At 66.5% G+C, this 14,830-nt stretch carries 12 protein-coding genes; 2 read left to right on the forward strand and 10 right to left on the reverse strand.

Features of this window, described 5'->3' with window-relative positions; all coding sequences use genetic code 11:
* Positions 1–56: 56 nt before the first annotated feature.
* From secF to tgt, 4 genes are all read right to left on the reverse strand, one after another.
* On the reverse strand, positions 57–1,022 hold the full coding sequence (gene secF, locus HBF32_RS16165) for a protein translocase subunit SecF (protein WP_166700812.1): 966 nt from the start codon (positions 1,020–1,022) through the stop codon (positions 57–59).
* Between the two features lie 13 nt (positions 1,023–1,035).
* Positions 1,036–2,910 carry a protein translocase subunit SecD gene (gene secD, locus HBF32_RS16170; RefSeq protein WP_166700813.1) on the reverse strand — a complete coding sequence of 625 codons (1,875 nt, stop codon included), beginning with the start codon at positions 2,908–2,910 and terminating at the stop codon, positions 1,036–1,038.
* Between the two features lie 63 nt (positions 2,911–2,973).
* Entirely contained in the window at positions 2,974–3,315 is a 342-nt protein-coding gene (yajC, locus tag HBF32_RS16175) for a preprotein translocase subunit YajC (RefSeq protein WP_166700814.1), read from the reverse strand.
* Between the two features lie 196 nt (positions 3,316–3,511).
* Positions 3,512–4,624 (reverse strand): tRNA guanosine(34) transglycosylase Tgt, encoded by a 1,113-nt coding sequence (gene tgt / locus HBF32_RS16180; protein WP_166700815.1) that lies wholly within the window; start codon positions 4,622–4,624, stop codon positions 3,512–3,514.
* Between the two features lie 158 nt (positions 4,625–4,782).
* On the opposite strand from tgt, the gene fliK reads away from it, so the two are divergent.
* Together fliK and HBF32_RS16190 are read left to right on the forward strand one after the other, a co-directional pair.
* Positions 4,783–5,937 carry a flagellar hook-length control protein FliK gene (gene fliK / locus HBF32_RS16185; protein ID WP_166700816.1) on the forward strand — a complete coding sequence of 385 codons (1,155 nt, stop codon included), beginning with the start codon at positions 4,783–4,785 and terminating at the stop codon, positions 5,935–5,937.
* The gene (locus HBF32_RS16190; RefSeq protein ID WP_166700817.1) at positions 5,934–6,197 is read left to right on the forward strand and encodes a flagellar biosynthesis protein; all 264 of its coding nucleotides are present in this window, start codon (positions 5,934–5,936) and stop codon (positions 6,195–6,197) included. The genes fliK and HBF32_RS16190 overlap by 4 nt, the downstream gene beginning before the upstream one ends.
* A 168-nt stretch (positions 6,198–6,365) precedes the next feature.
* Here HBF32_RS16190 and HBF32_RS16195 read toward each other — a convergent pair whose 3' ends face one another.
* From HBF32_RS16195 to HBF32_RS16220, 6 genes are all read right to left on the reverse strand, one after another.
* Positions 6,366–7,082, reverse strand: a complete 717-nt coding sequence (locus HBF32_RS16195) for a hypothetical protein (RefSeq protein WP_166700818.1) — start codon at positions 7,080–7,082, stop codon at positions 6,366–6,368.
* A complete protein-coding gene (locus HBF32_RS16200) occupies positions 7,079–7,936 on the reverse strand; it encodes a hypothetical protein (protein ID WP_166700819.1) in 858 nt (285 codons plus the stop codon). Before HBF32_RS16200 ends, HBF32_RS16195 begins: the two co-directional genes overlap by 4 nt.
* A gap of 629 nt (positions 7,937–8,565) precedes the next feature.
* On the reverse strand, positions 8,566–9,918 hold the full coding sequence (gene murD / locus HBF32_RS16205; protein ID WP_166700820.1) for a UDP-N-acetylmuramoyl-L-alanine--D-glutamate ligase: 1,353 nt from the start codon (positions 9,916–9,918) through the stop codon (positions 8,566–8,568).
* Complete coding sequence (gene murL, locus HBF32_RS16210; RefSeq protein ID WP_338039818.1) at positions 9,905–11,254, reverse strand: UDP-N-acetyl-alpha-D-muramoyl-L-alanyl-L-glutamate epimerase; 1,350 nt, start codon at positions 11,252–11,254, stop codon at positions 9,905–9,907. The genes murD and murL overlap by 14 nt, the downstream gene beginning before the upstream one ends.
* Positions 11,251–13,812 carry a bifunctional aspartate kinase/diaminopimelate decarboxylase gene (locus HBF32_RS16215; protein ID WP_193570534.1) on the reverse strand — a complete coding sequence of 854 codons (2,562 nt, stop codon included), beginning with the start codon at positions 13,810–13,812 and terminating at the stop codon, positions 11,251–11,253. Before HBF32_RS16215 ends, murL begins: the two co-directional genes overlap by 4 nt.
* 127 nt (positions 13,813–13,939) lie before the next feature.
* A complete protein-coding gene (locus HBF32_RS16220) occupies positions 13,940–14,704 on the reverse strand; it encodes an RNA methyltransferase (protein ID WP_166700822.1) in 765 nt (254 codons plus the stop codon).
* Positions 14,705–14,830: the final 126 nt, after the last annotated feature.

The raw sequence follows: 14,830 nt of genomic DNA on the forward strand, positions 1-14,830 counted from the left end.
GCCCGCTGGCGACCAGCGGGCTTTTTTTACGGGAACCCCCGGTACGCCAGCCTCGCTTACGGACGGCGCTCGAGCTCCGGATCTTCCTTCGACCGCGGCATGAGGTCCTGCTTCGACACGCCGAGCCACAACAGGATCGGACTGGCGACGAAGATGGACGACAGCGTGCCGACCAGGATGCCGATCAGCATGGTGATCGCGAAGCCGTGCACGACGGGGCCGCCGATGAAGTACAGCGCGGCCATGGTGATGCCCGTGAACAACGAGGTGATGATGGTTCGCGACAGCGTGCTGTTGATCGAACGGTTCAGCACTTCTTCCGGCGTGGCGTTGCGGCTGGAACGGAAGAGTTCGCGGACGCGGTCGAACACCACCACCTTGTCGTTGATCGAGTAGCCCACCACCGCCAGTACCGAGGCCAGCACCGTCAGGTCGAACTCGCGCTGGGTCAGGGCGAAGATGCCGAGGGTGACCAGCACGTCGTGGATTTCCGTGGCCAGCGCCGCGATGGCGAAGCGCTTCTCGAAGCGGATCCACAGGTAACCCATGATGCCGACGATGACGAAGATCACCGCGACGATACCGTCGCTGCGCAGTTCCTCGCCGACCTGCGGGCCGACGAAGGACTTGCTCTTCATCGTGACGTCGGGACGCGAGGCCTTCAGCGCCGCCATGATGTCGTTCGCCACCTTGGTGGCGGCTTCGTCATTGGACAGGTTGCCCGCCGCGGCCACGTCGCCCTTCGGCTGCAGGCGGATGGTGAACTCGCGGCTGCCGCCCACGGCCTGCACCAGCGGGTTCTCCAGGTGTCCGTTCTCCAGCGCGGCGCGGACCTCGCCCGGATCGGCCGGCGTCTTGTACTCCACCTGGACGGCCACGCCGCCGAGGAAGTCCTGTCCGTAGTTGAAGCCGCGGGTCATGATCAGCGCGATGGCGCCGATCATGAGCAGCACGGCCAGGCCGATGCTGAACTTGCGCAGGCCGAGGAAGTTGAAGTTCGAATTGTGGTTGAAGATTTCCATGGCGTCCCTCCCGTCAGACCGACAGGGTCTTGAGCTTGCGGCCGCCGTGGATCAGCGCCGTGATGGCATGGGTCACCGTCACCGACGTGAACATCGAGGTGAGGATACCGATGAACAGCGTGACGCCGAAGCCCTTGATCGGACCCGAACCCATGGTCATCAGACCGAGCGCGGCGAGCAGGTGGGTGACGTTCGCGTCGAGAATGGTCGCCCACGCCTTGTCGTAACCGGTGCGGATGGCCGCGAGCGGCGAGGAGCCATTGCGCAGCTCCTCGCGGATGCGTTCGCAGATCAGCACGTTCGCGTCGATCGCCATGCCGAGGGTGAGCACGATACCCGCGATGCCCGGCATCGTGAGGGTCACGCCAATCAGCGACATGACCGCGACGAGCAGCACGAGGTTGAAGAACAGCGCGATGTCGGCGACGAGGCCGAAGAGCTTGTAGTAAATGGCGGCGGCCACCAGCACGAGGCCGAGGCCGAGCATCACCGCCTTGAAACCCTTGTCGATGTTGTCCGCGCCCAGGCTGGGACCGATCACGCTCTCGCCGACGATGTCGACCGGGGCGGCGAGCGAGCCGCCACGCAGCAGCAGTGCCAGTTCCGACGCTTCCGCGTCGCTGGGCAGGCCGTTGGTCGAGAACTGCCTGCCGAAGGGCGAGCTGATGTTCGCGTAGTTGATCACCTCCTCGGTGATCTTCGGCGTCTTCACTTCCTTGCCGTCGACCGTCTTGGTCTCGACCGTGCGCGTGATGTAGAGCACCGCCATCGGCTTGCCGACGTTGTCGTTGGTGAATTCCTGCATCTTGCGCGCGCCGGCGCTGTTCAGCGTCACGCTGACATTCGGCGTGCCGTTCTGCTGGTCGCGGCCGGAGATGGCGCTGGTGAGCTCGTCGCCCTTCGCGATCACCTTCTTGCTGAGCAGGTACGGGCGACCGTCGCGGCCATAGTACAGCTTCGCATCCGGCGGCACGCTGCCCGAACGGGCGGCATCCACCGCCTGCTGCGGGGTGTAGAGGCCCGCCCTGTATTCGAGGGTGGCGGTGGCGCCGATGATCTTCTTCGCTTCCGCGGTGTCCTGCACGCCGGCGAGTTCGACGATGATCTGGTTCGCGCCCTGCTGCTGGATCAGCGGTTCGGACACGCCCAGGGCGTTCACGCGCTGGCGCAGCGTGGTGACGTTCTGGGTGATCGTGCTCTGCGCCAGCTCGCGCAGCTTGTCCGGCTTCACGGTGGCGTTGAGGATGAAGCGGTTGCCCGTGTTGGCGCCGTCGTTGACGACGAGGTCCGGGTAGTCCGCGCCGATCACCGTGGCCGCCTGCTGGCGGTCGGCCTCCGAACGCAGCACCACGCTGACGCCCTTGCCCCGCGCGTTGCGGTTCACGGCGTCATAGGAAATGTTCTTGTCGCGAAGCAGCGCACGGATGTCGTCGGCGTAACGGGTTTCCTGCGCGTCGATGACGGCGTTCTGGTCGACTTCCATCAGGAAGTGCACGCCGCCCTGCAGGTCGAGGCCGAGCGGCATCGAGTTCGCGTTGATCGCGCGGAGCCACGGCGGCACCGTGGAGGCGAGGTTGAGCGCTACCGTATAACTGTCGCCGAGATCGGTGCGCAGCGCGTCGGAGGCCTTGGCCTGGGCGTCGACGCTGCCGAAACGGGCCAGCAGGCGGGTGCCCTTCTCGTCCAGTTCGACCGACGATGCCGGCACCTTCGCCGCCGCGAGCAGGCTTTCGACCTTGCTCTTCAGGGCGGCATCGACGGCCGCGCCGCGGTTGCCCGAGATCTGCACGGCGGGCTGCGGCGTGAAGGCGTTCGGCAACGCGTACAGGATGCCGAACAGCAACACGATCACGACCAGCGCGTACTTCCAGCGTGGAAAATCACTCATGCCTTACATTCCATGGGAGCGGCCGTGCGCCGGCCGCGGCTGACGCAGTGAGGGATGGAAGTCTTACGACTTCTTGAGGCTGCCCTTGGGCAAGACCTGGGTGATCGAGCCCTTCTGCACCTGGACGACGACGCCCGGGGCGATCTCGACCCGGACGAACGACTCGCCCACGTCCTCGATGCGGCCGGCCATGCCGCCGCTCATCACGACCTCGTCGCCCTTGGCGAGAGCGGCCAGGAGGGCACGGTGCTCCTTCTGACGCTTCATCTGCGGGCGGATCATCATGAAATAGAAGATGCCGAACAGCACCGCCATCATGATCAACGGCGAAAGACCCAGCGCCCCGCCCTGCGGAGCGGCGCCCGGGGTGGCCTGTGCAAGGGCGGCAAATGTCGTGAGGCTCATCGGATTTCTCGCAAGTCATGGAACGGCCAAGGAAAAGCGCCGCTCACGTAAAAAGATCGTGGATTATGCCACGCCCTTTGGGGCCCGTGCATGTCGGGCTCTAACTGTAGGAGCCGCTATAGCGGCGAGGAGAACCGCCTCACCCCTTCATCGCCCCGTAGGCTTCTCGCCGCTATAGCGGCTCCTACAACTCCGATCAGCGACGGGCCGCATAGAAGGCGGCCACGAAGTCTTCCAGGCCGCCGGCCTCGATGGCGCCGCGCAGGCCGGCCATCAGCCGCTGGTAGTGGCGCAGGTTGTGCATCGTGGCCAGCTGGCTGCCGAGGATCTCGTTGCAGCGGTCGAGGTGGCGCAGGTAGGCGCGGGAGAACCCGTTGGCGCAGGCGTAGCAGTCGCAGCCCTCCTCGATCACCCGGGTGTCCATGGCGAACTTCGCGTTGCGGATGCGCAGGGTTCCCCCGGCCGTGAACAGGAAACCGTTGCGGGCGTTCCGCGTGGGCATCACGCAGTCGAACATGTCGATGCCGCGGCGCACGGCTTCCACGATGTCCTCCGGCCGGCCCACGCCCATGAGGTAACGCGGACGGTCCTTCGGCAGCATCGGCAGGGTGAAGTCGAGGGTGTGGTTGCGCTCCGCCTCCGGCTCGCCCACGGCCAGGCCGCCCACGGCATAGCCGTCGAAGCCGATCTCGACCAGCCGCTCGGCGGAGCACCGCCGCAGGTGCTCGAACGTGCTGCCCTGGACGATGCCGAACAGGGCGTTGGGATTGCGCAGGTCGTCGAAGGCCTGGCGCGAACGCTCGGCCCAGCGCAGGCTGAGCTCCATGGAGTCGGAGGCCACCTTCTCCGTGGCCGGGTACGGCGTGCACTCGTCGAAGATCATCGCCACGTCCGAATCCAGCACCTTCTGGATCCGCATCGACTCCTCGGGCGAGAGGAAGACCTTCGAACCATCCACCGGGGATGCGAACGTGACGCCTTCCTCGGTGATCTTGCGCTTATGTGCCAGGGAGAAGACCTGGAAGCCGCCGGAATCGGTGAGGATCGGCTTGTTCCACCCGATGAAGCGGTGCAGGCCGCCGAACTCGCCGACGATCTCCAGACCGGGGCGAAGGAACAGGTGGAAGGTATTGCCGAGGATGATCTCCGCGCCGGTGTCGAGGACATCGCGCGGGGTCATCGCCTTCACCGACCCGTAGGTGCCCACGGGCATGAAAGCAGGGGTTTCCACGGTGCCGCGGCCGAAACGGAGACGGCCGCGCCGCGCCGCGCCGTCGGTGGCGAGGAGTTCGAAGGGAAGCTGGGTCATCCGCCTAGTTTAGCCTGAGTCGTCTTCGGCCCCCATCTCCCCCTCCCCAGCCCGAAACGCCCCATCCACCCGCTAAAGTTTCGCAAGAATCCGCCGATTCCCTAGCTCACAGGAGCGTGCCCATCCGGGGGCCCGCCAGGCCGTGGGAGGACATCCCCTTGATCATCCAGCCGACCAGTCTCGCTGCCCAGTTGTGGGCCGGCGCGGCCGCGGGCACCACGGCCGCGGCGGACAGCTGGCGGGTCGGCACCCTGCTCACGGCGCGGGTGATGGGCCAGAACGACCTCGGCAAGCTGCTGCTGGAGATCGGCGGCCTCACCGTCGAGGCCGACGCCTCCGGCACGCAATTGCCCCCGCAGTTCCAGGTACGCGTGCTTACCCAGGGAGCCCAGCCCCAGCTGGAAGTGCTGCCCGGCAACGTGGACGAACGCGTGGCCATGCAGGGCTTGCGCGAGCGCCTGCCCCAGCAGAACGGTTACGCCCCGCTCCTGGGCGTGCTGGCCGCGCTCGGCCGCCGCCCCATCGCACGCCTGCTTCCCGCCCCGCTGCGCGCCGCCCTGGCCACGCTCGAGGCGGCGATCAACAAGCCCGCCGACGTCAGCTCGCCGATGGGCATGAAGGAAGCCATTGCCCGCAGCGGCACCTTCCTGGAAGCGCACCTCGCCCAGCCGAAGGAAGCGACGCCGGCGGCCGACGACTTCAAGGCCGCCTTGCTCGCCTTGCGCCGCACGCTTGCCGACCTTCCCGCCGCCCGTCCGGGCATCGCGATGCCTCGTCCTACTGCCGACACCCCGCCGCCACTGGCCCAGCGACCGCTGGTCGCCCAGGCACGCGCAGCGGAACCGCCGGTGACCGAGGAAGACGTCGACGGACTTGTCGGCCAGTTGCGCGTCGATACCCGCGCGGCACTGTCCCGGGTCGAGATCGCGCAACTGGAATCGCAGCCGCAGGCGGGCGTGTGGATGATCGAGATTCCACTGGCCGGCGTGCGCGGCTACGACGTGCTCCAGCTGCGCATCGAGGAAGGCAAGCCGGGCCCGGGCGAGCAGGACGGCCCGTGGACGGTGGGCTTCGCGATCGACCCGCCGTCGCTCGGCGCCGTGCAGGGCGAGATCCAGCTGCGCGTACCGCGCGTCTCGGTGCGCCTGTGGGCGCAGCACGCCGCCACGGTCATGCGCCTCGAGAACGAATTCGTGTCGCTGCGCCGCCTGCTCGAGAAGAACGGCCTGGTACTCGACCAGTTCGCCTGCATGCACGGCCTGCCGGTGTCCACCGGCGCATACAGCGCGGTACTGCTGGAAGCCCGCGCATGAACCAGGCACTCCCGTCGCCAAGACGCAGCGTCACGCTCCGCCTCGCCTCGCCCACCAGCAACGGCAACAGCCAGCGCATCGACGCCGAGGGCGTGAAGTCGATGCTCGAACGCGCGCAGGCGCTTGGTCTCGCCCCGCAGCTCGATCCGCAGATCGCCACGCTGCTGGCGGCGGTCCGCCTGCGCGACGACGTGCCGCCGGAACTGTACGCCGCACTCGCGGCTGTCGTCGGAACGCTGCTGGCCGCCGTCGAAGACTGAAGCCCCCATACCACGCGAAGGGAACGCGCTGATCGACCCATCGACGGCCTCCTGGCCATATCCATGCACCCGCCCGTCGGCTTCAGTCGCCGGGCCGCACGCCACCCTCTCGAGGGTGGCGTTGCCTTTTTCAAGGACGGAATTGTGCGCACTGTGCTCAAGGCGCCATTACGCCCACAAGTCCTCGCGCAGGATAGAGCCACGTGTGGTCTGCACCTCTCCGGACCCGTCGGGCCGTACGACGTACTGCGTTATCTCTCCAACAATGTAGCTTTGCACGAGCCTTCCACCCAATTGATAACGAGAGCTCTCCTTCATCCACCAAGGCAGCCGTGCGTCGTTGACGTCACGCAATAGCGATCGAAGCTTCACCGACTCGTCGACGGAGCCATGCAATCCTGCGTAGTCGATGGCGGCTCCCCCATCTGCCAGGAAGCCCGTGCGCGCCAGGAGATCGCCACTTTCGTTGCGCGTTCCATGGTCGGTTTCATAGGTGCGAACGACTTGACGATTGAATGCATCAGCCAACCTGGCAAGCTCGCCATCGCGATTGAGTTCTGTTTCAATCCAGTCGCGATCGGCCTGCTCGAGGTCTGTATCAACCACCCGAAACCGCCCTCCCTGGCTGACCAAATCGAATGCTTGCTCCATTACGTGAGGCCGTTCGCATTCAAGCCGTTGTAATGCTAACTGAAATGGGCGTGCGAGCCGGACAAACGCATCCTCAACATCACGCACGCCCGTTATCCAGCCATCGATCGTCGCACTTGGATCCACCCTGCATTCAGGCAATGTAATATCCGCGTCGGGAAGCGTACCAGCTTCGGATGGAGCGTAGTCGCGCAACCACTTGTTTTCGATGGGGAGTGTCGATACCAGCATCATGGCCGGAATCCTCGATAAGTTTCCTTGCAGACATGCTCGAAAAAGCTCGGCCTCGCTATCGAACGCTTATCATCGAGTATGGCCACGACATATGCCGTAGGAACGTATTTGATATCCCAGTACTCGGGACGATTGGAGTGTCGATGCATGCGAACGGGACCCACGATCCCCGGTCCTCTGCAGTCTCCAATATGGAGTTTTGCGGTGAAGTGCCCTGTGGCGTCAGTGTAGCCATCCGCCTGCGCAAGAATGACTTTTTGTTTTGTCTCCGGGTCGTAATCTACCGCAAACAGGGTCACGTGCTCTCCCTCTGGTGCCGTCATATACCCGTCGCTGTCGTAGACGGCAGCCGTCACGTTAATTTCCCGCGCTGCGTTGGACCCGCCAGGCACTAGGCGAACAGCTTCGGTGCTCGGGAAAGGAGCCATATGCGTGATATCTTCGTCCGACCATTTCCTCGCGATAACCGTATGCGCGGCGGGGTCGGACGTATGAACCGTATAGTTCGTCTTCGTTACCATCTTGCCTTCGCGAGACCGCACGCGCAGTACAAGGGAAGTTTTTTCAGAGGCCGGATATTCCGTGATGCCTGAGGAAGGCAAGGGTCGCCAACCAGAAGGAGTGAGCACTTCACACATGACATCATGCGAGGCGGTAAAGCGAATCCTGGCGGACGTCTGCTTCGAGCCCACCGCTACGATGTAGTGATCCACATCGAATGCGGAATCCAATGAACCCATGATGTGTTGGTTTCCATGCAGTACGGTGGCTGATTTGACCGTATCGTTGGGCTCGTATCGATCCGGGCTGATCGCTGCGTCGGCTTGAAGCTGAAACGGAGTGCCCTGCTGCATGCCACCTCCTCCAATCAGGACCAACCAGCGGCTCAGCGCGGGCGAAACGGCCTGCAGGAATGTCTCCGCTCCCCCTGAAGGCTCTGTCGCCATGATCTTCGTCTCACCGTTCTTTCCTACCCTTGCCAAGTGGACATCGTAGGACGCCTTGGCTGCTGGAGCGGCTATCGTGAGGCTGAGTTTTGAGCCGGCCGTTTCGTCGGTGACGAACTGAAAGCACTGGATGCCACCGACCGGCTCGGCGGATACGTCATAGATCGGACCGACCTGTATCTCGTCGCAACCTTGAGCCGGAGGAGGAGCAACTCGTGCGACACTGCCCCCCCTCAGCCCGGATCGTTGTCGCTGCGGATGTCGCTCCAATGGCGACCCATAGCGACAGGGCAATTGTACGAGAACGCATTTATCTGACTCCCTTCCCCGTGAACGTCATTTCAGGTTAGGGAGCCAATGAAGATGGCTATGCCGGCTATTACAGACAGGCGGCCTCGGTGCCGAACGATTTGATCGCGGGACGGCTCTTACCATGCGTAGGCCTACCTATTGGCGCAGGCACGTAGGCGGCGATACGAAACGCAGGAGCGCAGAGGCCCTGAGTGTCTGCCTGCGCGGGCACGACGGTGTGGAGGTCAGGTGACGCCCAGGCCCTGGATGCTTGCCGTGCTTGCCTCGAAGCCCGCGAGTTCGGCGAAGCGCTTGCCGCGCTCGGTGTAATCGTGGAACTGGTCGAAGCTGGGGGCGCCGGGGGAGAGCAGGACGCAGCCTTGGCCTGCCAGCGCCACGCGCGCGGCTGCGACGGCGGCCGGCAGGTCGACGGCGCGATAGACGCCCGCGATGCCCGCCTCCTCCAGCGCATCGGCGATACGCGGTCCGTTCGCGCCCTGGCAAACGATCGCTTCAGGCGCGCGCACGCGCATCGCCTCGACGAACGGCGTCCAGTCCAGGCCGCGGTCGTGGCCGCCGACGATCAGCGCGATGCGCTGCCTGCCGACGCTCTCCAGCGCGGCGAGGCTCGCCAGCGGCGTGGTGCTGATCGAATCGTTGATCCACGCAAGGCCATCGCGTTCGCCCAGCGGTTGCAGCCGATGCGGCAGCGGCGCGAAGGTCGCGAGCGCGGGTGCGGCCGCGCGGGCATCGAAGCCCATGATCTCCAGCGCGGCGAGCGCCGCGCACGCATTGATCGCGTTATGCAGGCCCGGCGCGGAAATCCGCGCGGTTTCGATGACGCGCTCGTCGCCACGGCGAATCCAGCCATCGGCCACATGCCATCCGGACATCTCGCCGAAGGTATGCAGGCCCGGGTGATCGAAGGCGCGCTCCAGCAGAAGCGGCTGCAGCGCGTTCACGAGGACCTTGGCCGAGGCCGACAGCAGCTTGAGCTTGTCGTCCACGTAGCGCTCGCGCGAACCGTGCCAGTCGAGGTGTTCCTCGTAGAGGCTGGTGACCACCCCCAGGTCGACGCCCATCGCCTCGCCGGTCTGGAAACTGGACAGCTCGACGACCCAGAGGTCCGCCCGGGCTTCGTCGAGTTCGAGCATCGGGATGCCGATATTTCCCGCCAGCGCGGTGCGCACGCCGAGCGACCGCGCGAGGTGGGCGATCAACGCGGACGTCGTGCTCTTGCCCTTCGTGCCGGTGACGGCGACGGTACGCGCCCCGACGTGCTCGCCGAACCACAGCGCGCTGCCCGAGGTGAAGCGCGTCCCGCGCAGCTTCGCGTCGAGCAGTTCCGGCTTGTATGCCGATATGCCCGGCGACTTGATCACCACGTCGTGCGCGGCGAGCGCGTCCGCATCGGGAGCGACGTCGCGCACGTCCACCGTGGGGAACGCGGCGCGCGCCGTCTCCACTTCGCCGGTCACGCAATACAGGGCGACCGGCTGGCCCGGAAGATGGCGCGCCAGCGCCGACAGCGCCGCGCGCCCCTCGCGCCCGAACCCCCAGACGGCGACGCGCTTGCCCTGGAGCTCAGCCCAGCGCATCCAACGCTCCAAGCAGCCGCTTCGGCACGAGGTGCGAGGCGCCGGGTTTGAGCCACGGCTCCAGGGCCAGGTCGCCCCGGTGCAGCTGCGGGAGGATCTCGGTGCGGAAGCGCGCCACGAGCGCATCCTCACGCCATTCCGGTCGTTCCGCCAGCGCGGCGAGCGCGGCACGCGCCTCGGCGCCCTCTCCCACGCATTCGAACGGCTTGTGATCCTTGTATTCGAGCAGGGCGTCGAATGCGCCGGCGAGCGCATCGTCATCGAGCAGGTTGCGCCCGAAGATCGACAACAGACGCGGCTTGGCCATGAACGGCGCCAGCGCGAGGAACACGAAATGGCATTTCGGACACTGCCCGCACCAGCGGTCGGCCGGCTTCGGGCCGAGGATGCGGAAATTGCGGTTGCAGCTGGAGAAGGCGTTGAAATAGTCGCCGCCCAGGCGGGCGAACGCGCTGGTCACCGCCAGTTCGGACCACGGCCGCAGCAGCGAGCAGTAGTCGAGGTCCGCGGCCACGTGCGTGTGCAGGTAGTCGTGCAGGGTCTTCTCGAAGCCGAAACCCTTGCTCCACTGGTGGTTCACTTCCTGGCCATCGTATTCCAGCGTGGCGACGGAGGCGGACCGTTCGTTCGCGAACACGATGGAATCGTAGCCGTAGAGGATCGCCGCCACCGCGAGGATCACCGAATTGATCGCCGTGACGGGGATGTGTCCGTTCCACGCACCCAGCCGGTTCAGCTCGAACAGCCCCGGCGCGAGTTCGCGCGAGATATTGAGCAGGGACAGGCCGGTCCGCGCCGCGCATTCGGCGATGAGCGGCGAATTGCCCACCCATGTCGCCGTGGCTTCGGCACCGATCGACTTCACCGCCTCCACCGCGACGACCGAATCCTTGCCGCCGCCGATCGGCAGCAGCGAGCGCTCGGGAAGGCCGATCGCGGCCGCCGGCGGCGCCTCCCGGCGCTCGAACGGAAACGCGATGCGGCCGCGCAGGTCGAGCCGGTTGCGGTACGCGAACTCGGCCAGGCCATGAAGGTAGAGCGCGTCCAGCAGGTAGGCCGTCTCCTCGTCGAGCGGCTCGCCTTCCACCACGATCGTGGCGGGGATACCCGCCTTGTAGTAGCTGACGCCGGCGACGAGATGGAGCAGGCGCAATGCGGCCGCGAACGCGGCCGCGCGCTCCGGCGGCACGCCGGGCGCTCCGGGAAAGGTCACGCGTTCGACCAGCTCGGCGCCGTCGTCGAAGGCATAGACCAGTTCGGCCACGCCGTCGGAGAACGAGTGGCGGACGAAACGGAAACGCTCGCTCCCGCGCGGATCGGTCAACGTGTCCGTCACGGCAGCAGTACCTCGTCGGCTTCGTCGCGCAGGTTGTAACGCGACGCCATCGCCGCGCCATAGGCGCCGCCCTGCGCCACCAGGATCACGTCGTCCTCCTTCGATTCCGGCAGGCGGCGATCGGAACCCAGGATGTCGCCGGACTCGCAGATCGGCCCGACCACCTGGTACATCGTGGTCGCCGGTTCGTCGAAGCGGGAAAGATTGGCGATCTCGTGCCAGGCGTCGTACAGCGCGGGACGGATGAGACTGTTCATGCCGGTGTCGAGGCCGAGGTAGCGCGTGTTCGCGCCCTTCTCCTTCTCCTGCGTGACCTTCGCCAGCAGCACGCCCGCGTCGGCGACCAGGTAACGGCCCGGCTCCATCCACAGCTGGAACTGCGGATATGCCTGGCGCACCGAGGTGAGTACGCGATCGAGCGCGCCCATGTCCAGCGGCGATTCGCCCGGATGCGAGGGCACACCCAGGCCGCCGCCGATGTTCAGTACGGTGATGGTGCCGATGCGTTCCGCGAGCGCCGCCAGCTGCGAATACACCTCGCCCCAGTGACCGGCGTCGAGGATGCCCGAACCCAGGTGCGCATGCAGACCGATCACGCGCGCGCCCGCCTCGTCGGCAAGACGCAGGAAGCGGTCGATGTGCTCGATGGGCACGCCGAACTTGCTCCCGGTGCCACCCGTCTTCACCTTCTCGTGATGGCCGAGGCCGCGACCGAGGTCCACCCGAAGCACGATGTCGCGCCCCGCGAACATGTCGCCCCAGTGCTCGATGGGATGCAGTGCGTCGATGGTGATGGTGGCGCGCGTCAGCAAGGCTGCCGCGAAGTCGCGACGCGAGGCGAAGTTGGGCGTGAACAACAGCGGCACGTCGTCCGGCACCGCCGCCGATACCGCGGCCAGCTCGCCCGGCGAGACGCATTCGAACGCGAAGCCCTCTTCCGCCAGCACCTTGAGGATGCCCGGATGCGTGTTGGCCTTCACCGCATAATGCACGCGATCGACGGCCTTCAGCGACTTCACGCGGCGCGCCTGCGCGCGCACGGTCGGCAGGTGGTAGACGTAGCGCGGCGTGCGCTCCTCCGCCAGGCGCAGCAGCGCCGGGCGTTCGCCCTGCCACCACGCGGCCCCCGGCGTGGCCTGTTCGCCCTTGCCGTAGAGCGACTGCCAGGAAGGACCGAACACCATGCTGTCGTCGGTGCGCAGGGCACCGGCACCGATCAGCAGTTCATGCAGTCGAGGCAACATATCGTCCACCACGTCTTCGTCGACCACGAAGGTCAGGTTGAGGTTGTTCGACGACTGCGAGATCAGGTGCACCCGCAACTGGCCGAACTCCGCCAGCACCCCCGAGAGCTTGTGCAGCATCGAACGCATGCCGCGGCCGACCAGGGTGATCGCCGCGCAAGGCGCGATCACCTTCACCCGGCACACGCGCGCCAGGTCCGCGGCGAGCGCGGCGATGGCGTCGGAATCGAGGAGGTTCTCGGTCGGATCCAGGGAGACGGTCACGTTGGTTTCCGCCGAACCGATCAGGTCCACGGAGAGCCCGTGGCGCTTGAAGGCGTCGAACACGTCGGCAAGGAAGCCGACCTGCTGCCACATGCCCACCGACTCCATGGACACGAGCGTGATGCCCTTGCGCGCACTGATCGCCTTGATGCTCGGCGCGTGCTCGCGCACTTCCGGGCCGATCGACGTGCCTTCCAGCTCGGGCCGGTTGGTGTCCTTGATCAGCAGCGGCACGCGGGGCTCGCGCAGCGGCGACAGGCAACGCGGATGCAGCACCTTCGCACCGGTGGAGGCGATTTCCTGCGCCTCCTCGTAGTCGAGCCGCTGGAGCAGGCGCGCGCCGGCCACCTGGCGCGGATTGGCGCTGAACATGCCGGCCACGTCGGTCCAGATCTCGACGCGCGATGCGGCCAGCAAGGCGCCGAAATACGCCGCGGAGGTATCGGAGCCGCCACGGCCGAGAAGCACCGTGCGGCCGCCGTCGTCCCGCGCGATGAAGCCCTGGGTGATGAAGACCTCGCCGCGCTCCGCCAGCGCCGCCGACAAGGCGGCGTCGTGGCGCGGCTCCACCATCGCCGAGAGCACGCGGGTGCGCTCGTTCTGGTTGGGCAGCACGATCGAACGCAGGCATTCGCGCGCGTCGACCCATGTCGTCGCCAGGCCGTTGGCCGAGAGGAACGCCGCGCCGAGCGCGCTCGACATCAGCTCGCCGTGCGCCTGCACGCGGGCTTGCCAGGCGAGTTCGCCAAGCCCGGCCGCGCCGTCCTCGGCGAGCCGGGTCATGTCGGCCAGCCGCGCGCCCAGTGTTTCGGGCATCGCCAGCGACATCTCGGCAAGCAGGGCATGGTGACGATCGGCCAGTGCGGCGGCCGCTTCCGAGCGACGTTTGGGTTCCGCGTGCGTGCAAAGCTGTTTCAGGCCGTCGGTGATACCGGACAGGGCCGAGACCACGATCAGCACGCGGGCGCCTTCGGCGCGGCGGCTGGCGGCCAGCTCGAGGATATTGCGCCAGCGTGCGGCGGTGGCCACGGACGTGCCGCCGAACTTCATGACGATCCAGGGCGCGTTGACGGGCAACGACGCGTTTGCGTTTTCGCTCACGGGACTCTTTGGGCTGGTGGGGAGGTAAATTCCGGAAAGTGTTGCGCCGCAACGGGAAAAAGGCAAACGAACCGCTTCACTCGCCTTTGTGGGCAAGCGACGCCATGCGCTGGGCGTCGGCCAGGATGCCGTGCAGGATGCGCAGCTCGCGCGGTTCCGGCCGGGCGCGCAGGAACAGCTTGCGCAGCTTGAGCATGATCGTGGTGGGCGAACGGCCCTTGTGGAATTCGATGTCGTCGAGCGTTTCGCCGAGGTGGGCGAAGAAGCGCTCGAGTTGTTCCGCGTCGGCAGGCGCCTCGTCCGGATCGACATCGGGTGCGGGCGCCTGCGCCTCGTCCGCCAGCATCGCCGTGCGCAATTCGTAAGCCACGACCTGCACCGCCTGCGAGAGGTTGAGGGAACTGAAATCGTCCACGCTCGGGATGCGCACCATGGCGTGGCAACGCGACAGCTCGTCGTTTTCCAGGCCCGTGCGCTCGTTGCCGAACACAAGCGCCACCTGCTCGCCGCGGCGCGCGGCCGCGATGGCCTGCGCGGCGCCCTCGCGCGGATCGAGCTCCGGAAGATTCACGCCCCGGCGCCGCGCGGACAGCCCCAGCGCGAACGTGGCGCCGGCGAGGCCCGACACCAGGTCGCCGTGGATCGCCGCCTGGGCGAGCACATCGTCGGCGCCGGCGGCCAGCGCGGTGGCCTCCGGGTCCGGAAAGCGGTGCGGGGCCACCAGGGTGAGCCGGTCGAAGCCCATGGTCCGGATGGCGCGCGCGGCCGAGCCGATGTTCCCCGAGTGCGAGGTGCGGACGAGGACGAAGCGGAGGCGGTCGTGAAGCTCGGAAAGGGCCATGGCTGGCGATACGGGTGTCAGGGAAGGCCGGAAAGTCTACAACGGCAACGACTTGGGCGAGACGAGGCGCGGTGGTAAACTTCCCGGCTGATGCGGCTCCGACCGCTCTCCTGTTCTTTTGCCAAG

Origin of the sequence: Luteibacter yeojuensis, from assembly GCF_011742875.1 — a bacterium.
GTDB classification, from domain to species: domain Bacteria; phylum Pseudomonadota; class Gammaproteobacteria; order Xanthomonadales; family Rhodanobacteraceae; genus Luteibacter; species Luteibacter yeojuensis.

Bases quoted from the DNA above. Each gene is read 5' to 3' on its own strand.
- murD (WP_166700820.1), bottom strand. From the start codon at position 9,918: ATGCGCTGGGCTGAGCTCCAGGGCAAGCGCGTCGCCGTCTGGGGGTTC.
- HBF32_RS16220 (WP_166700822.1), bottom strand. From the start codon at position 14,704: ATGGCCCTTTCCGAGCTTCACGACCGCCTCCGCTTCGTCCTCGTCCGC.
- HBF32_RS16195 (WP_166700818.1), bottom strand. From the start codon at position 7,082: ATGATGCTGGTATCGACACTCCCCATCGAAAACAAGTGGTTGCGCGAC.
- tgt (WP_166700815.1), bottom strand. From the start codon at position 4,624: ATGACCCAGCTTCCCTTCGAACTCCTCGCCACCGACGGCGCGGCGCGG.
- secF (WP_166700812.1), bottom strand. From the start codon at position 1,022: ATGGAAATCTTCAACCACAATTCGAACTTCAACTTCCTCGGCCTGCGC.
- HBF32_RS16190 (WP_166700817.1), top strand. From the start codon at position 5,934: ATGAACCAGGCACTCCCGTCGCCAAGACGCAGCGTCACGCTCCGCCTC.
- secD (WP_166700813.1), bottom strand. From the start codon at position 2,910: ATGAGTGATTTTCCACGCTGGAAGTACGCGCTGGTCGTGATCGTGTTG.
- yajC (WP_166700814.1), bottom strand. From the start codon at position 3,315: ATGAGCCTCACGACATTTGCCGCCCTTGCACAGGCCACCCCGGGCGCC.
- HBF32_RS16200 (WP_166700819.1), bottom strand. From the start codon at position 7,936: ATGCAGCAGGGCACTCCGTTTCAGCTTCAAGCCGACGCAGCGATCAGC.
- HBF32_RS16215 (WP_193570534.1), bottom strand. From the start codon at position 13,812: ATGAAGTTCGGCGGCACGTCCGTGGCCACCGCCGCACGCTGGCGCAAT.